The following is an 18,093-nucleotide window of genomic DNA, read 5'->3' as shown; positions in this document are numbered from 1 at the left end:
CCGTGTGCGATTATAACAAGTTTGAATCAAATTTTCTCACAATGCTTAAGTCTAAGCGCGCACGATATTATGCAAAAAAGGATTATGCAAAAAATACCTATTTTGGTGCTAATTCACGCAGTGGTATCTGTCCTGTATGACGTTTTGCGATATTTTCGATGAGCTGTTGCGTAAATTGCTCGTAGGTAAGTGTTTTTTTGTCATCGGTAAGCGGTAGGTTATTTGGCTGTATATTGGTCGCTTGGTTCATATTAACAAAATCCGCCAAACGCAACATTTGCATGCCAGCATAACCACAAGGATTGATAGCATTAAATGCTGATAAATCACAATCTAAATTAATGGCAATACCATGGTAGCTAAAGCCATGCTTGATTTTAAAGCCAAGCGACGCGATTTTGCCAATCATAATGGTATTATCAACTTCTATCTCATCACTAGTAGGAGCGCTGTCCGTTTCTGTAGCCATATCAGCATATAGATAGACACCTGGGGCATCACGGCGGGCACGGGCGCTGATATGGTTGGTGTCAGTTGATGCTGTGCTCTTGAGACAGTCATTGACCACATCCTCAATCGCTTGCTCAGCGTGTGAGACCATATTGCGCACACTCCAGCTGATACTGTCCAAATCAAACAGCCAATACATAACCAGCTGACCATGTCCATGCCATGTTACCTGACCACCGCGATCCGTCTTAATGATAGGCGTATTAGTACGTTGCAGGATATGCTCTTCTTTACCTGCTTGCCCAAGAGTATAAACGTCATTGTGATCGACAATCCATAACTCGTCAGGCGTACGTAGTCCTTGCTCTTTTTTAAGAGAAATACGCTCTAACGTGCGTGATAGCATGGCATCAAGAGTAGCCACATAGTCAGCAGCAGTGAGTGACTTTGTGATAAGATTTTCATTAAGTGGTTGCGTATTAAGCGCCTGCATAGTATTTGGCATGAGAGTGGCTGTCTTATGTTTTTGTTATGTAAAATGGGCTATCTATTGTTAATATTACTGTCATTGAGTGTAGCAGTTTTCATATTGTCGCCCAAATTTTAATTTTAATTATATCGAACTGGAAAAATATAAAAGAATAAAATAGCCACAAAAGGCAACCTTGTAGTGAGCAGGTACGCATCGTATACAAACGCATGGGTGCATTAAAGATGCTGTTCATTCAGGAATCAATAGGCTACATTAAATGGTACTAAACAAAAGTAATATCTAAGAAAATGATGTTTTAGCCTTATTCACTATTAGGCTTTGTTGCATAGATAACACGTTTACAAGGATAATAGAGTGATATCAGTGATTTTTAGTGTCTAATAATAGCTATAGAGTCTTAAGTTTGACAAAACGTGCTGACTCTCACGTATATGACAAGGAAGATATATGACAGACAGCGATCAAAACAATCAGGTTCAAGCGATGCATCCTAAATACGATGAGCACGAAGGGCTTAGTATTATCAAAACCGTGGCAGATATGCAGTCACAGTTTTCACGCATGCAAAATCTAAGCCGTACTCAGCCTATCAATGATTGGGCAACGCGTAGAGACCAACTCGATAATCTAGAGCTGATGCTGAGTGACAATCAACAGCTACTTGCTAATGCTATCAGTGCTGATTTTGGCTATCGTAGTGAATCAGAAACTCAATTTGCCGAGCTGTTTCCGAGCTTTACGGGTATCAGTCATGCCAAAAAGCACGGTAAGAGGTGGATGAAGGCGCAGCGAGTATCGATTTCAGCACTATATATGCCAGCCCATAATGAGATTTTGCCACAGCCATTAGGTGTGGTTGGTATCATGGTACCTTGGAACTATCCTTTATTCTTGGCGATAGGACCGATGATTGACGCGATTACCGCTGGTAACCGCATCATGGTTAAAATGAGTGAAGCGGCGCCGCAATTTGCGCAAACGTTTGCAGAAACCATTTCACGTTATTTTTCAGCAGATATGGTTTGTGTGGTCATCGGTGAAGTTGAGATTGCAGCGGCTTTTAGTGAGCTGCCTCTTGATCACCTGCTCTATACTGGCTCTACTGCTGTTGGTAAAAAGGTAATGGCAGCGGCAGCACCCAATCTAACACCGGTCACGCTTGAGCTCGGTGGCAAGTCACCAGTCATAGTACTAGAGGGTGCTAACCTAGAAAATGCTGTCAATCGTGTGATGATGGGTAAGACTTTAAACGCAGGTCAAACGTGTATCGCCCCTGACTATGTATTGATCCAGCGCCAACATCATGATGAATTTGTGCGTCTGGCAAGAGAGTGGATGGAGAAACACTATCCCAATATTGAAAGCAATCCTGATTACTCGCGCATTATTAATGTTCAGCAGTTCAAGCGTGTTAAAGGCTATTTAGAGAATTTATCCAGTGAAGGTGTCTATAGACTCACTGATGCGACGTCTAATCTTGAAACGCGTCTCATGCCACCAGTTATTGTCAGCGAGCCTGCGCCTGAGAGTGATTTGATGCAAAACGAGATATTTGCACCCGTTTTACCGCTCATGCACTATGACACTCTTGATAATGCGATTGCATTTATTAACGCCCGTCCACGACCGTTAGCGCTATATGTCTTCGGTGATAATAGCCGTGATATCGATAAGGTACGCACCAATACGGTATCGGGCGGATTATGTATCAACGAAGTGATTATGCATGTAGCGCAGCATGACTTGCCGTTTGGCGGTGTTGGCGATTCAGGTACAGGCGCTTACCATGGTAAAGCTGGATTTGATCGTTTGAGTCATATGAAACCTATCTTTGTACAATCCAAATTGAATGGGCTAAATATATTGTTACCGCCCTATGGTGGCTTATTTAAAAAGGCAATGGCACTGTTTTTGAAATAGCAGTTTAAAATAGTTGCCTTATTGAATAGATAGTATTTACCCACATGCATCCATCAATAGCATCTACTACGGTAGGTGCTATTTTTTTGTCTAAAGAATCATTTGTTATCAGTGTTATAAATCGCTACACTTTGTAGTGACACTAAACGATAGTTTTGTTTGTTTTAGATAAAAATCAGTAGTAGATGATAGGCTTATTAATTGCTCAAATTAGGATAATGACAGCCGCTTTCATAATAAAGATAATAAAGATAATAAAGATAATAAATAGGATAACGCCGTGCGCCAATGGATTGCATTTAGCTTATTGCTTATAAGCTCGCTCTTACTGTCTTTGCCAGTATCAGCTGCTGTGCCAACATGTCAAGCACCGATTAAATTTGGGGCATTGACATGGGAGAGTGGTCAGTTCACAAGCGGTGTTTTAAAATACATCATTGAAAGCGGTTATGGCTGTCAGGTAGAAGAGGTGCCGGGAGCAGGTCCTGCACTTGAAACAGCATTGTCGCAAGATGATATCCAAGTCATTGGAGAGCAGTGGATAGGGCGCTCACCCATCATGACACAAGCTATTGAGCAGAATAAAGTCGCTGTCATTGGTGACACGCTTAAGGGCGGTGCAACTCAAGGTTGGTATGTTCCTAAATATGTACTGGACGAAAACCCGGGTCTACGTCGTTATCAAGATCTGCCTAAATACGCTGAGCTGTTTAAAGACTCTGAAAACCCTAGCAAATCACGCTTTATGAACTGTCCATCTGGTTGGACGTGTGAGATTTTTAATACGCGATTGCTTAAAAATACTGGCTTGGAGAGTGATTTTAATAATGCCCATCCCGGCACAGGTGCAGCCCTTGATGCCGAAATTGCCTCCGCTTTTGAGCAGCATAAGCCACTCTTATTTTATTACTGGCAGCCGACAGGTTTGATGGCAAAATACGATTTTGCCGCATTGGAATTTCCTGCCCATGATGACGCCTGCTGGCAAGATTTACTACTCGCTGATGGTACAGCTGATTGCGTGTCTGGATTCCCCGTATCCCCTTTAGGTATCGCTGTATCTACCCCATTTATCGATGCCAATCCTGAGCTTGCAGATGTTTTCAAAAAAATCCAATTTAGCCCCGCTGAGCTTAATGGTGCTATTTTAGAGATGAGTGAAAGCAAACGTAGCGGAGAAGAGCAAGCCTTTGTTTTTCTGCGTGATAACCCCCAAGTTTGGCAGCAGTGGTTATCGGACGAGGCAGCGACGAATCTTGCAGCTAAATTAGGTATTAGCTTAACGGGTGCTGCTATCGTGACTGATAAAACAGCATCTAGTACGAACCTAGCAGACCCATCATCTATCTTCCCTTCATGGTCACTTGAATCTCCACTGAATAACACCTTAGCCAGCGTCGTTCGCAATCATGGCGACGTATTCCGTACGATCAGTACCGTCGCCTTAACGTATTTATTGCTTCCTATTGAGCGCCTATTAACGCTTATCCCTGCATGGCTAATTATTGCCCTTGTGACGGTATTGGCATGGTTTGCTGTACGTAAAATTTGGTTTGCCTTAGCATGCGGCGCTGGGTTGTTCTTGATTGGGGCATTTGGTTTATGGGGCGCGTTAATTGATACCTTGGCATTGCTCATCGTTTCAGTATGGGTGACGGTGGTTATTGGTATTCCTATCGGCATTGCCATGTCAGGAAGTAAGCTATTGCGTAAGATTGTGACGCCTATATTAGATGTGATGCAAACCATGCCAAGCTTTGTTTATCTGATACCGGTACTGATGCTGTTTGGAATCGGTAAAGTGCCAGCGCTGTTTGCCACCATTATTTATGCATTACCGCCTCTTATTCGTCTGACGACCTTAGGTATTACTCAAGTGAATCATGAAATGGTGGAAGCAGGACGCTCGTTTGGCAGTACTCATCTGCAATTACTTATTTGGATTAAGCTACCACAAGCGCTGCCCAGTATCATGGCAGGGGTAAACCAAGCCGTCATGATGTCACTGTCTATGGTGGTATTGGCGTCCATGATCGGAGCGCCAGGTCTTGGTGAAGATGTATTGCAATCTATTCAAACGCTCAATATTGGTCAAGGCTTACAAGCAGGTACGGCGATTGTCATTGTGGCGATTATCATTGACCGCATTACTCAGGCGTTTGGGCAAGGTAAGCGTGCGCGCCAAAAAACCATTGAAGCTGGTAGACGCCCGATTGGTTAACGATTATTTGCAGACATAATAATGCCTTGTGTCGGTTTTAAAATAACTCAACTACATCAATCAATCTTAATAGATAAAAATTCTAAAAATAAAAACAAAGAGAACGACAATGAATCATATTCAGCTAGAAAATATCAGTAAGATATATAACGCCAGTCACGCACAAGCAAAAATGGCATTGGCATTGCTGGCTGAGGGTATGGATAGTATTGCGGTAAAAGAGCAAACCGGCTATTCGGTCGGGCTTTATGATATTAATTTGGCGGTCAAAGCGGGCGAGCTACATTGTATTATGGGGTTGTCAGGCTCCGGCAAGTCAACCTTGATACGTCATATCAATCGTCTGATTGATCCAACCAGTGGCAAGATATTGGTAAACACAGCTATCAATGCTAAAAACTCTGTGACTAAGTTAGTATCTAACTCAGTAGTTACAAATAAAGATGCCTTGCCAGTAGAGAAAGGAGAACCATCTTCTGCTATTAATATCTTAGCGCTCAATGATAAAGAGCTTCAGCACTATCGTCAGCAAACCGTCAGTATGGTATTTCAGCATTTTGGTCTGGTACCTCATCTGACCGTCATTCAAAACGTCGCCTACGGCTTGCGGGTACGAAAAATGAGTCTCAAAGCGCGTCATGAGGTTGCTCGGCACTGGCTGAATGAAGTTGGTCTATCCAATCTAGAGAGTAGCTATCCCGATGAGCTGTCAGGAGGCATGCAGCAACGCGTTGGGCTGGCACGTGCTTTGGCAATGGACAATCCTATATTGCTCATGGATGAAGCCTTTTCGGCGCTAGATCCTTTGATTCGCGCTCAACTACAGGATCAATTATTAGAGCTACAAGCACGATTGAATAAGACGATCGTGTTTATCACCCATGATATTGACGAAGCCATCAAGGTAGGTCAGCGTATTAGTATTTTGAATGGTGGACGTTTGGTGCAAACAGGCACACCAAGCGACTTACGTCATAATCCCACTGATGAGTATGTCGCTAGATTTATGGGTGCTAAGCAGTAGGTATATATAGTCGATTCATTTTAAAAAAGATACAGTGCTATTGGCTATAAATTTTTCTTGCTTGCTGTTCGCAGGCGTGACAGAGGCTGCAAAAAAATTATAGCCAATAGCACATTATTACAATCGTATCGCTTTTATTTTGAACTGACTATATAGCGACTTGTGTCATCATCATTATTTTATCAAAAAGACAGTTCGACTAAAGTAATCTATCACTCTACTATTTCCATGCTGTTAAAAAAGTGTAGCAGCACCTCTTTTACTATTAAAGAAAACTCCATTATCAGTATATACTATTAAGATACTCTAATATGGTAGTTATACTTAAAGCATATCATATCTTTATCTAAGCTAAAGCCACTATAGGTACAGATACAGCATTAGGTTTCAACTCTAGCCTCACACTCTATTTCTATTTTGTTTTATAGCTTTTACTAAGCCTGAATCACCCTTTTACAGTATGTTTATCGCTCCAAAACCTTTACTCATTCACTTTAACTAATAGCGCAAGAAGACCATAAGCTGCCCTATAACCTGTAGCTTATGGTCGTAAGACTTCGTCAAAAGGATATCTCATGCCACATAAAAAAAACCACCATGACACTAACAATCATGACACTAATAGTTATAACGCTAATAGTCATGAAAATAAAAACGCTAACGATTTAGCGACAGCCTCACCGCATGCTGCGTCACATTGGTTAAAGAATATCAGTGCGTTTGGCGTCACGACGGTCTTGAGTGCCGGTATATTGGTGGCTTGTGGGCAGATGAGTAGTGCAGAGAATAACGTCAGTAATAGCACAAGCAAGCAAAACAGCGGCATGAAAAGCTCACGTAATATGTTGCCATCCGATATGCTCAAAACAATGCAAGCATTGCCGCAGCTGACCAAGGGTCTGGGTAAAAATGGCTCTGCTGTGATTGACCCTAATAAACCCACCTTGGTTAAGTTTTGGGCGAGCTGGTGCCCATTATGCTTAGGGACGCTAGCAGAAACTGAAGAATGGCGCACGGATCCTAAATTTTCTGGTTTAAATGTCGTCACTGTGGCAAGCCCCGGTCATCTGAATGAAAAAGCCGATGGCGAATTCAGCACTTGGTATGCTGGCGTGCAAGCCGATTATCCTAAGCTGCCAGTATTGATTGATGCCTCAGGCGAGCTGATTAATACGCTTGGCGTACAGGTTTATCCAAGCTGGGCAATACTCGATAAAAACGGTAATTTGGTGCATTTGGTCAAAGGTAATATGTCAGCAGAGCAAGCCTACGCCCTTGCTGAAAATGCGAATAATGATTTTGCTGAACTCAAAGCTGGTAGTGCTAAGCCTGCAAATGTACAAACATTAGATAACAACAGTAAAATTGAGACTATTAAGCAAAAAAATGGCGTTTATTATAATAATAAGGGTAAGGCAATTAATACCCGCTCAATCTACCTAGCAGGTGGCTGTTTCTGGGGCGTAGAAGCCTATATGGAGCGAGTCGATGGTGTCGTAGATGCTGTATCAGGCTATGCCAATGGCGATACGGTCAATCCAAGCTATGAGCAAGTAATCCGTGGTTCAGGGCATGCCGAAGCAGTCAAAGTCACCTATGATGCTGATAAAACCGACCTTGATACGATTTTAAAGTATTATTTCCGCGTGGTTGATCCAACCAGTTTAAACAAGCAAGGTAATGATCGCGGCGTACAGTATCGTTCAGGGGTTTATTACACCGACAAAGCAGATAAAGCAGTAGTTGATGCTGCAATCAAGCGTGTACAAAGTCAATATAAGCAAAAGATAGTCGTCGAAAACAAAATATTGGACAACTTTTACTTAGCTGAGATGTATCATCAAGATTATCTAGCGAAAAATCCGAATGGCTATTGCCATGTTGATTTAAGCCTTGCCGATGACAAGCCTGAAGACACGGTACGTACTAAGCTTGCATCAGTAACTACTGTCGCTGAGACGTTAGATCCTAAGCGTTATGCTGGGTTTGATAAAGGCGCGTTAAAAAACACTTTGACCAGAGCACAATATGATATCACTCAAGATGCAGGTACTGAGCGGGCGTTCAGTCATGAATATGATAACTTGTTTGCACCCGGTGTCTATGTCGATGTGGTCAGCGGTGAGCCTTTATTCTTATCAACTGATAAATATGCCTCAGGCTGTGGTTGGCCAAGTTTTACCAAGCCAATTGATAAGCAAGTGATTACGCAACATGACGATATGGCATTTAACATGGTACGTACTGAGATTCGTTCACGAGTAGCGGATTCGCATCTGGGTCATGTGTTCCCTGATGGTCCAAAAGACCGTGGCGGTCTGCGTTATTGCATCAATGGCGGGGCATTGCAGTTTATCCCAGTCAGTGTGATGCCTCAGTCAGGCTATGCGCCACTGGTGAAGTTGGTTAAACCTGCGAAACCTTAGTAAATAACATGGTTTAATAATTTTATAAAAAGACGTTAAGAGTATTCTTAGCGTCTTTCTTATAGGTGATAGTCGGCTAATAATGTGATGAATACTGCTATGAATCGTAGTAATTTTGCTGCAATCCATAGTGAACTCTGAAAAATAATCTAAAGTTCGTTATACTCAAACGCTTATGATTGTTCTATCAGTAATATATATAGTCAAAATACTCTAGAAACGCTACGGTACTGCTGGTACAAATTTTTTGCAGCCTCTGTCTGCGTAGGCACAGCAAGCAAGAAAAATTGATATCAGCAGTACATAATGTGTCGATATTACTTTTCATTGACTATATCGTTATGTCCACCTATTTGTCGCTTGCTTCGTTTAGCGATTTTTCATTTTTGTATTTAAGGCTGTAACATGACCGTTACCCATACTTCTACTACTTTTGAGCCTATTATTACCTCGTTACTTGATAACGACTTGTACAAATTTACTATGCTACAAGCCATGCTACATCAGTTTCCTCAGACCCATGGTGTCTACCGCTTTCGCTGCCGTAATAACAAAGATGCCGCTTATCCACTTGCTGATATTAAAGAGCAATTAGAGCAGCAACTAGACAGCTTATGTGAATTGCGATTTTTAGAAGATGAACTAGAATACTTACGTGGCTTGCGCTTTATGCGTTCAGACTTCGTTGATTACTTGGAATTGTTTAAATTAAAACGTCGTTTTATCACGGTAACTACCGATGACAAAGGTCGCCTATTTATCGATATCGAAGGTCCGATGATTCAGGCGATGTTCTTCGAAGTATTCGTACTAGCCATTGTCAATGAGCTATATTTTAAAGTATTAACGGATGCAAGTGTGCTTGAAGAAGGGCAGCGCCGCTTAGAGAAGAAAGTGGAGTTGTTACATCGTTATGCTGCCGAACAAGCAGGCAATAGCCGTGATATTCCTCCTTTTATCGTTGCTGATTTTGGTACACGTAGACGGTTTAATAAAGACTGGCAAGCTCATGTGGTTGAGACTTTGCACAAAGCTGAGCCAAATATAGTGGGCGGCACGTCCAACGTTTATTTGGCAAAAAAGCTTGGCATGACGCCCATTGGTACGATGGCACATGAGTTTATGCAGGCATTTCAGGCACTGGATGTACGTTTGCGTGATTCGCAAAAAGCCGCACTTGAAGCTTGGGTACACGAGTATCGCGGTGATTTGGGTATTGCGCTGACTGACGTCGTTGGCATGGATGCGTTCTTACGCGATTTTGACTTGTATTTTGCCAAGCTTTTTGATGGTTTGCGTCATGATAGCGGCGACCCGTATCTTTGGGGTGATAAGGCGATTGCTCATTATCAAAAGCTAAAAATAGATCCAAGAACCAAAGTGTTAACTTTTAGTGATGGCTTGGATCTGAATAAGGCGTGGGATTTGCATCAGTATTTTAAAGGTCAAATCAAAACCAGCTTTGGTATTGGCACCAATCTCACCAATGATATGGGCATCACGCCATTGAATATTGTTCTGAAATTGGTTGAATGCAACGGTCAGCCGGTCGCTAAACTGTCTGATAGTCCAGGCAAGACAATGATCAATAATGATACCTATCTTGCCTACCTGCGCCAAGTGTTTGAAGTGGACGAGCCTGAATAGCTTTCATTAAAAGCCATTTAGGCACGACAAAACGGCTATTTAGTTCTCGCTTGCAACCGTTTTGTTTTCTTCAGAGAATGCGGCATCTAAAGCTTGTTGTACTGCGTTAATACGAGTCTCGCAAATGTGATAAGCGGCAATCGATTCTTCAACAGTGGTCATGAGATTATCAATATCAGGCTCATCTTGTTGCTGCAATTCAGCAGCATTGGTTTTTAAGATATCGTAGGCCGCCTTAAAAGTTTTTGGGGCGGCTTTTTTGCGTTTACGTATAGGGGTAGTCATAAGGTTTCCTAATATCTAAAGTAAAAGTAATAAATAATTGTGAAATATTATTATGGGGTTAAGTGGAAGCTTCTGTAAATTTTGTGGGCTTCTTATCCATTTTAATGTCAATGATTTGTGCTTTTGCTTTACCGTCTTTTAGGACGATATGAATGGTCTGCTCCGGGTAAAGCTGGTTGCTACTGGTCAGTATTCGTTGGTCCTGTTCATCAGTCAGCATGCTATAGCCCTGCTTAAGCACGCGAGACGGTCGATGTAAAAGTACGATATCACGCAGATGTGCGCTATCACGCTTTGCTTGTATTAACTGCTGCTGAGCACTTTGCATAATCATTTTCTGATGATTTTTACTATAAGTAGAGGCGAGTGAAAGTTGTTGATAAGCAGAGGCTTGAGTCTGTATATGCAGCTCGCTTGCTTGTCTGGCTGCTTGTTTCACTTGACGATGTGCACTTTGTTGGATACTACGCCACGCATAAGCACTGTCTTTTTGTAGTGCCGTTAATTGACCAATGGTTTGCGATTGTATTTGGCTCAATTGGCGCGCAGTTTGTTGTTCAGCGGTATTTAATTGACGCTGAGCAGCTTGTTTGATCTGCATTTGATATTGCAGTGTCTGAGTGACCAGCTGTGCTAAATGCGCCATGATAGCCGCAATGACTTTTGATGGCGTATCAAAGCTAGTATGAGCCACTTCATCTAAGATAACTTTGTCACGCTCATGACCAATCCCAACCCAAACAGGGACAGGTTGCTCAGCGACTAAAGCAGCAAGCTCATAATCATTAAGGTAAGCCAAATCACCAACAGCGCCGCCACCACGGATAATGACTAATAAATCTGGCAGGCGCTGATAAGTATTTTCAAATTGCTGCTGAGCACTGATGATTGCTTGACGAATCTCCGCTGGGGCATGATTGCCTTGAAAAGTGGCGTTATGATAATGGAAATGACAAGCGCCTGTACTAGCGAGTCTATTGGCGTCCGCTTGAAAATCGCCTAGCCCTGCGGCTTTTTCAGGAGCGATGACCAACACATGCTCGATATCAAACGGAGTTGGCAACTGCTGATTCAGGTTTAATAATCCTTCACCTGCCAAGCGGTCAACCATCTCAGCATATTGACGCGCTAAATCGCCTAACGTATAGCTTGGGTCAATATCTTCAATGGTGAGAGAGAAGCCGTATTGCGCATGGAAACCTGCCGATACCTTTAATAAAACCGTCAAATCACGGTCCAGTGGCATACCCGTTGCGCGCTCAAACTTGGCTAAAACCCGCGCCGCTTTAAAGCGCCATAGATTGCCACGGCAGCTGGCAATGACTTTACCGTCGTCATCTTTTTCTGCCAATTCAAAATAATAATGCCCACCTTTGCTGGATAAGTTTCGTATCTCAGCTTTGACCCAAACACGGTGATTAAAAGTTTGCTTGATCACCATATCGACCGCTGATAAGTAATCACTAAGGCGCAGGACAGTATCTTCTAAGTTACCCTCTAGACTGTTTTCTTGTTCTGCCAACTCTGCCTCCAAGGTCGCTAAATCTTTGGCAGGCGCTAATACTTTAGTGTGCTTGGTATTTGACAGGTTGGGTTTGCGCATAATAATAGACCAAAGATAGTGAGGGCTTAGAGACCAGCTAGGTGACGTAAAAGACAAGATAGGGTAGTTTAACCTAAAAGCCTCTACACAAAAAGCAAAGCCAACAAGCAGCGATTGATATTGTATCTTTATCGCAAGCTTATTGGCTCTAAGTTATCGCTAATACACTACATATATAACTGCAGCTTTATGACATGACTTACTGACAGCGGAAACTGATCATATACTCATAGTCATCATCACGTGATAAATTTGGTGAGCCTGTGCCAAGGATGGTACCGAGCACGGCACTCGCTTGACCAATCATACGCCCTGTACTCTCATTTAAGATGCCATTATATTTCACTTGATCCTCAACGATAATCACCTGTTTGCCTCGGCAAGTAGTCTTAGCACTATCTAGTGCGTTTTGCTGAGCTTTTATCTTGGTATTGGCAATACCAGTTGTTTCATAAATAGAGTTGGCACGTTGAATAACGGGCGATGAAGGCGTGGTTTGACAGGCACTCAAAGTGAGGGCAGCGACTAAGGTGGCTGCTAAAGTAGCCGTTTTATTAAAAGTCTTCATAAGTATTTCCTAATTCCGGTAAAGTAAAAATGAAAGCATGAACTTAAAAGTGACAGATATAGTTAAAATATCTCAAAAACGCTACAGTGCTGCTGGTATAAATTTTTTGCAGCCTCTGTCTGCATAGGCACGGCAAGCAAGAAAAAGTAATATCAGCAGTACTTGATGTATCGATATTACTTTTCTCTGACTATAGATACGTTAAAGCTTTTATCAAACGATGAATTTACCCTATTGATATATTGAGTGTCTAGACGGTTATTGTGTTCGATATTGCGCTTGTATTACCTACCGAAATAGACAGCGATAAAGGTGCGCTAAGTTTGCCCAAAAGTCATAAGCAATGTCTGTCATAAGCAATATCTGTCTGCTATATTTTTTGACAATTTTCTATGATTAATAGTAAAAATTCGACAGATAGCAGCAATACACAGCAAATCACTTGAAATATAAACCATATCTAGGATAATTGAGCTATTCATTCTTAACTAATAAGTATTATATGCAATTGATTCCCGCTCCTGCTGGCGTGTTAGAAGTTGACGCGCTTTGGCAACAAGACAATTCTAATGATCCAAATACGGATACCGTTGCGCTGCTTTGCCATCCCAATCCGTTGTTCGATGGCACGATGAATAATAAAGTGGTGACGACCATGTACCGCTTTGCTCGTGATAATGGCATGCACGTGGTACGTTTTAACTTTCGCGGTGTTGGACAATCAACAGGTGAGCATGATTATGCAGACGGAGAAGTAGTCGATGCATTGACCGTGCTACAATGGATTGCTGAGCAAACTCCGGCACGCAAATTGTGGCTTGGCGGCTTCTCCTTTGGTGGTTATGTGACAGCGCGAGTGGCTGAGCAAGTACTGGTATCACCTCATATATGGGGACTGGATGATTTTGAGATATCTAAGATTGCTCTCATTGCTCCCTCAGTCGAAAAAAATGACAGCAGTGATATAGACTTACCTGCTGATAAAACCTTTGAGATTTATGGGAATGCGGATGAGGTCATTGATCCAAGTAATATGCAAGCATTTGCAGAGCGCTTGGGGATTGATGTCAGTATCGTTGATGGCGCAGGACACTTTTTCCATGGGCGCTTGTCTGAGCTGAAAAAGCTTTTGGAGCAGCATACGTATAACGGCGACATATAGTATTGGCTACAGATCGCTTGATACTCTTTAAGCTACCTAAAATAGCTTTGCGCTAATCAGTATTGTTAAGAGTTAACGGATTATTTTTACAACTTTAAGCTGTGTTAACCTAAAGAATGGTTGTGATAAGCCATTCTGATAAACCAGTTGCTACTATCTCAGTGTAAAAATCATAAGTTAGTAGCGATTGTCGGTATTAATACTTTATTCTGATATTTATTTTGTTTAATGATGAGTCGTATTATGAGTTTATCTCCCTTACAGCGTTATGAGCAAGCCATCAGCACGGATGAGTTTACTCGTGATGAGCAGCAGTATTTGGCGATGAGTTACTTGGATGGTCTTTACCATCAGCTCAATGATAACGCGGTACAGAAAAAAGGCTTTTTTAGTTTTTTAAAAGCAAAACCTGTTGCACCCAAAGGTTTGTATATGTGGGGCGGGGTAGGACGTGGTAAAACATGGATGATGGACATGTTTTATGATTCATTAACCATTGAGCGCAAAATGCGTCAACATTTTCATCATTTTATGCAGCGAGTACATCAAGAGCTACATAAGCTGCAAGGCGAGAGCGACCCGTTAGAAAAAGTCGCTGATATCATCTATGCTGAAGCGGTGATTATCTGTTTTGATGAGTTTTTTGTCTCTAACGTCTCTGATGCGATGATTTTGGGTGATCTGTTTACGATGCTATTCAATCGCGGTATTACATTGGTAGCGACATCAAATATTGAGCCATCTGGACTCTATAAAGATGGCTTGCATCGAGATCGCTTTATGCCAGCTATTGCCGAAGTTGAGAAGCATACCAGCGTTATGAATATCGACTCCGGTATTGATTATCGCTTGCGTGTGCTGCAACAAGCCGAGCTATACGAGTCGCCCATGACCAAAGCCAATCATCACTGGCTCGCCAACCGTTTTGCCAGCTTGTCTAACAATCAAAAATTCAGCAATGAGCCTATCACTGTTAATGGTCGTGAAATCAGGATTAATGCGCGTACCGATGACATCTTATTCTGCGACTTCCGTCATTTATGCATGGAGCCGCGGTCGGCATCTGATTTTATTGAAATCGCTAAGCAGTTCAGCACCGTACTTATCAATGCCGTACCAGCGCTCGATGATGATTTGCGGGATCCAACACGACGTTTTATTTATTTAGTCGATGAGTTTTATGATCGCCGTGTCAAATTATTGGTGCGCGCGCAACAGCCGATTCTTGAGTTATATCAAGGACAAAAACTGGCGTTCGAGATTGAACGTACACGTTCGCGCCTGCTTGAGATGCAGTCAGAAGATTATCTGAAAATGGAGCATCGTACTGAAGATTCGGATGCAGCATAGATTTTATTCAATTCTTTAAATATTAAAAACCAGTTGCTGTCAAATACTGTTGGCTACTCTATAACAATATAGCAGCAGCTGGTTTGCTTCTACTTATATCTCATAAAACTATAATAATATTACTTATAATGGGCAAATGTGCCTAACCGCTAAACACTTATAATAATGAATAAGGATAGACCATGAGTACCTCTGAAAAGAGTCACGACCATAATAATGATGAGTCAAATAATACTGAAAGTCCGATAGTAACCAACTCACAAGTGACCGATGAACAACTGATCAATTGGATTAAATCGAGGCGTAGTATCGGTAATCTGAGTATCCCTGCACCGACAGAAAGCCAGATAAAAGCCGCTATTGATTGCGCAGTGACTGCCCCAGATCATAAGAAACTACAGCCGTGGCGCTTTATCGTCACACAGGGTAATGCTCGTCATGAGCTAGGTCGTGCATTTTTGGTGGCAGCTGAAGCCAAAGCAGCACAAGAAGGCGATACCCTATCTGAAAAAGATCGGCAAAAAACTTATAATATGCCATTACGTGCACCTGTTATTATTACTGTCGTCACACAAATGCAAGCGCATAAAAAAGTACCACCCTTTGAACAGATGCTTAGTGCGGGTGCGGCAGTTCAAAACCTTATCTTAGCGCTAAAGGCACAAGGTTTTAGTACGGTGTGGCGTACTGGGTTACTTTGTAATGAGCCTGCTGTTAAAGCATATTTCGATGTAAGTGCAGATGATTATGTCACGGCTTTTGTTTATACCGGTAGCAGCCCTTGTGATATGCCTACGCGCAAGCCGATTGATATTGAACCACTGACGCGCTTTGAGCAATAAAAGTCTTTATTGCGTAATATAGTGGGCAACCAAGGGCATAGCTAAATAATGACTTAACGAGAATGGCTGTTTGGCTGAGCTAGTAGCCTAAAGAATACTGTTAATTTGTACAAATAATTGTTCATACATTTTGCTGCGCTCACTGTATACTCAGCATAAATGAATTTATCACAAAGTCAGTCAATTCGGATAAAACATATGATAAGCGCTAATGACAAAAGCACAGATACCAACGTAGACAGCACACAAGCTGAGCAAAAAATAGCTGAAAAACAAAATAAATTGTTGTCTGGTATCATTGAGCGTGCCACCAAATCTAGTCTTGGACGTAAAAAGTTAAATCCAAGTGTGGTGGAATCTGCCGTAGCAAAAAAAATGGAAGAGATACATAAAAATCCGACCAAGCTGCGTTTAGTAGTGTTAGGCGGCGGTAGCTTTGGCACCGCCATGGCAAACCTAGCGGCACGCAATGGCTGCGATACCACGTTGTGGGTGCGCAACAAGCGTACGGTCAAAGCGATGGCAAAATCGCAAATGAATAAAAAATACCTGCCAGGCTATAAGCTTGATGACCGCCTAAAATACAGTCATGAGCTGCAAGCCGCAGTCAAAGATACGGATATTATCTTCATTGCCGTACCGGGATTGGCGTTTCGCGAAACGCTTAAAAGTATCGCCCCTTTTATTAGTGGGCAGTCTATTGTTTCTTTGACCAAAGGGATGGAAAAAGACACTTTTTCTCTGATGAGTGACATCATCAAAGACGAGCTACCTGAAGTAAATTTTGGCGTGATGTCTGGTCCAAATCTTGCTATAGAAATCATGAAAAATATGCCATCTGCTACGGTAATCGCTAGTGAATCTGAACCATTACGTCATGCCGTACAAGCGGCATTACATAGTGCATTCTTTAGAGTATTTGCTAGTGATGATATCCGCGGTGTTGAGCTTGGCGGTGCGCTAAAGAATATTTATGCCATTGCTATGGGTATGGCAGCTGCTTACGAAGTTGGCGAAAATACCAAAGCCATGATATTGACCCGTGGCTTAGCGGAAATGAGTCGCTTTGGTGTACATGCCGGTGCCAATCCGCTGACCTTTTTAGGGCTATCAGGTGTCGGGGATTTGTATGCCACTTGTAGCTCCGAGTTAAGTCGTAATTATCGTATCGGTAATATGCTTGGTCGTGGTATGACGATTGATGCAGCGGTCAAAAAACTGGGACAAACTGCTGAAGGGGTGAATACCATTCAGCAAGTACATGAAAAAGCCACCAAAGAAGGCATTTATATGCCTATTACTCATGCGTTACATGCCGTCATTTATGAAGACAAAGCGGCGCTTGGTGTTGCGCTACATTTGATGGAAGCAGGGTTCCGTAGTGATGTTGAATTTGTCATGGAGCACGACCACAGTAATGCTTCGCTGACCGCGCAAATGCAAACTGCAAACAGCCAATCAAAAGAGGATAAAAGTAAGCAGGGTAATAAGTAATAAGAGGTTGTTAGCGCAATAGCAATAGCGTGTCATTAAAAGAGAGTTACTTATAATTTGCACTGGCGATATAACAACAATAAAAAAGGCTGATAACTTATGAAAATTATTTTGATGCGCCATGGTCAAGCAGAAGACGAGACGCGTCCCGATAGCGCCCGCCAGCTGACGGATTTTGGTCAGCAGCAAGCAAAGCAGACCGCAAAATATATCACTACGCATTATCATCCCGATTATTTTTTGGTCAGTCCTTATGCGAGGGCACAGCAAACACTGGCAGAACTCCAGGCACAACTGCCTACTGTTCCATCGAGCATACAAGACAATCTCACGCCGTCTGACGATGCGCGTCAAGCGTTGAATGAGATTGCTGACATTGAAGCTGAATGTCTGGTGGTGGTTTGTCATATGTCTATCGTTGCTTATATCGCAGGGTTACTAATCAATGACTATCCTGAGTCTTTTGCTTTGGCAGAAGCACGTGTGTTTGAGATGGATTTTGTGATGGCAGGTATGGCACGCGAGATTGCCCGCTTTGTACCGGATCAGCCTTATTAATATAAGTTATTATTGATGGTTAATAATAGTGCTGCTGTTGATGGTCCTAG

The 18,093-nt window shown here is 42.3% G+C and carries 14 protein-coding genes; 10 read left to right on the top strand and 4 right to left on the bottom strand.

The features are described from left to right. Positions 1-97 precede the first annotated feature (97 nt). Positions 98-955, bottom strand: coding sequence for a lipoyl(octanoyl) transferase LipB (lipB, locus tag FQ082_RS08010; protein ID WP_149492708.1), 858 nt, complete (start codon positions 953-955; stop codon positions 98-100). A gap of 435 nt (positions 956-1,390) precedes the next feature. Between lipB and FQ082_RS08005 the strand changes: the two genes are divergently transcribed. The 5 genes from FQ082_RS08005 (at position 1,391) to pncB (ending at position 10,181) form a co-directional block, all read left to right on the top strand. Next, positions 1,391-2,863: a coniferyl aldehyde dehydrogenase gene (locus FQ082_RS08005; protein WP_149492707.1), complete on the top strand. Its 1,473-nt coding sequence runs from the start codon at positions 1,391-1,393 to the stop codon at positions 2,861-2,863. Positions 2,864-3,143: 280 nt separating this feature from the next. Next, on the top strand, positions 3,144-5,084 hold the full coding sequence (locus FQ082_RS08000; RefSeq protein ID WP_188018930.1) for a glycine betaine ABC transporter substrate-binding protein: 1,941 nt from the start codon (positions 3,144-3,146) through the stop codon (positions 5,082-5,084). Between the two features lie 109 nt (positions 5,085-5,193). Further along, on the top strand, positions 5,194-6,108 hold the full coding sequence (locus FQ082_RS07995) for an ATP-binding cassette domain-containing protein (RefSeq protein ID WP_149492706.1): 915 nt from the start codon (positions 5,194-5,196) through the stop codon (positions 6,106-6,108). Between the two features lie 575 nt (positions 6,109-6,683). After that, positions 6,684-8,534, top strand: a complete 1,851-nt coding sequence (gene msrAB, locus FQ082_RS07990; protein WP_149492705.1) for a bifunctional peptide-methionine (S)-S-oxide reductase MsrA/peptide-methionine (R)-S-oxide reductase MsrB — start codon at positions 6,684-6,686, stop codon at positions 8,532-8,534. Positions 8,535-8,939: 405 nt separating this feature from the next. Next, positions 8,940-10,181, top strand: a complete 1,242-nt coding sequence (gene pncB, locus FQ082_RS07985) for a nicotinate phosphoribosyltransferase (protein ID WP_149492704.1) — start codon at positions 8,940-8,942, stop codon at positions 10,179-10,181. A 39-nt stretch (positions 10,182-10,220) separates the two neighbouring features. On the opposite strand, the gene xseB is transcribed toward pncB, so the two are convergent. From xseB to FQ082_RS07970, 3 genes are all read right to left on the bottom strand, one after another. Continuing rightward, positions 10,221-10,466, bottom strand: coding sequence for an exodeoxyribonuclease VII small subunit (xseB, locus tag FQ082_RS07980; protein WP_149492703.1), 246 nt, complete (start codon positions 10,464-10,466; stop codon positions 10,221-10,223). A gap of 58 nt (positions 10,467-10,524) precedes the next feature. Then, positions 10,525-12,069, bottom strand: coding sequence for an exodeoxyribonuclease VII large subunit (gene xseA, locus FQ082_RS07975; RefSeq protein WP_149492702.1), 1,545 nt, complete (start codon positions 12,067-12,069; stop codon positions 10,525-10,527). 199 nt (positions 12,070-12,268) lie between these two features. Next, entirely contained in the window at positions 12,269-12,637 is a 369-nt protein-coding gene (locus FQ082_RS07970; RefSeq protein WP_149492701.1) for a hypothetical protein, read from the bottom strand. Between the two features lie 502 nt (positions 12,638-13,139). Here FQ082_RS07970 and FQ082_RS07965 point away from each other — a divergent pair. From FQ082_RS07965 to sixA, 5 genes are all read left to right on the top strand, one after another. Then, complete coding sequence (locus FQ082_RS07965) at positions 13,140-13,799, top strand: alpha/beta hydrolase (RefSeq protein ID WP_149492700.1); 660 nt, start codon at positions 13,140-13,142, stop codon at positions 13,797-13,799. A 243-nt stretch (positions 13,800-14,042) separates the two neighbouring features. Continuing rightward, positions 14,043-15,149, top strand: a complete 1,107-nt coding sequence (gene zapE / locus FQ082_RS07960) for a cell division protein ZapE (protein WP_020443299.1) — start codon at positions 14,043-14,045, stop codon at positions 15,147-15,149. A 182-nt stretch (positions 15,150-15,331) separates the two neighbouring features. Next, on the top strand, positions 15,332-15,991 hold the full coding sequence (locus tag FQ082_RS07955) for a nitroreductase (RefSeq protein ID WP_149492699.1): 660 nt from the start codon (positions 15,332-15,334) through the stop codon (positions 15,989-15,991). A 198-nt stretch (positions 15,992-16,189) separates the two neighbouring features. Continuing rightward, on the top strand, positions 16,190-17,485 hold the full coding sequence (locus FQ082_RS07950) for an NAD(P)H-dependent glycerol-3-phosphate dehydrogenase (protein WP_149492698.1): 1,296 nt from the start codon (positions 16,190-16,192) through the stop codon (positions 17,483-17,485). Between the two features lie 99 nt (positions 17,486-17,584). Next, a complete protein-coding gene (gene sixA, locus FQ082_RS07945; RefSeq protein ID WP_149492697.1) occupies positions 17,585-18,043 on the top strand; it encodes a phosphohistidine phosphatase SixA in 459 nt (152 codons plus the stop codon). The last annotated feature ends 50 nt before the right edge of the window (positions 18,044-18,093 follow it).

The organism is Psychrobacter sp. ANT_H56B, assembly GCF_008369245.1.
GTDB classification, from domain to species: Bacteria; Pseudomonadota; Gammaproteobacteria; order Pseudomonadales; family Moraxellaceae; genus Psychrobacter; species Psychrobacter cryohalolentis.
The sequence above is the reverse complement of the archived record's forward strand: the minus strand, read 5'-3'. Positions and strand labels throughout refer to the sequence as shown.

What these genes read in the sequence shown, in the direction of transcription:
- lipB (WP_149492708.1), bottom strand. Translation starts at nt 955, where the DNA reads ATGCCAAATACTATGCAGGCGCTTAATACGCAACCACTTAATGAAAAT.
- FQ082_RS08005 (WP_149492707.1), top strand. Translation starts at nt 1,391, where the DNA reads ATGACAGACAGCGATCAAAACAATCAGGTTCAAGCGATGCATCCTAAA.
- FQ082_RS07995 (WP_149492706.1), top strand. Translation starts at nt 5,194, where the DNA reads ATGAATCATATTCAGCTAGAAAATATCAGTAAGATATATAACGCCAGT.
- msrAB (WP_149492705.1), top strand. Translation starts at nt 6,684, where the DNA reads ATGCCACATAAAAAAAACCACCATGACACTAACAATCATGACACTAAT.
- pncB (WP_149492704.1), top strand. Translation starts at nt 8,940, where the DNA reads ATGACCGTTACCCATACTTCTACTACTTTTGAGCCTATTATTACCTCG.
- xseB (WP_149492703.1), bottom strand. Translation starts at nt 10,466, where the DNA reads ATGACTACCCCTATACGTAAACGCAAAAAAGCCGCCCCAAAAACTTTT.
- xseA (WP_149492702.1), bottom strand. Translation starts at nt 12,069, where the DNA reads ATGCGCAAACCCAACCTGTCAAATACCAAGCACACTAAAGTATTAGCG.
- FQ082_RS07970 (WP_149492701.1), bottom strand. Translation starts at nt 12,637, where the DNA reads ATGAAGACTTTTAATAAAACGGCTACTTTAGCAGCCACCTTAGTCGCT.
- FQ082_RS07965 (WP_149492700.1), top strand. Translation starts at nt 13,140, where the DNA reads ATGCAATTGATTCCCGCTCCTGCTGGCGTGTTAGAAGTTGACGCGCTT.
- zapE (WP_020443299.1), top strand. Translation starts at nt 14,043, where the DNA reads ATGAGTTTATCTCCCTTACAGCGTTATGAGCAAGCCATCAGCACGGAT.
- FQ082_RS07955 (WP_149492699.1), top strand. Translation starts at nt 15,332, where the DNA reads ATGAGTACCTCTGAAAAGAGTCACGACCATAATAATGATGAGTCAAAT.
- FQ082_RS07950 (WP_149492698.1), top strand. Translation starts at nt 16,190, where the DNA reads ATGATAAGCGCTAATGACAAAAGCACAGATACCAACGTAGACAGCACA.
- sixA (WP_149492697.1), top strand. Translation starts at nt 17,585, where the DNA reads ATGAAAATTATTTTGATGCGCCATGGTCAAGCAGAAGACGAGACGCGT.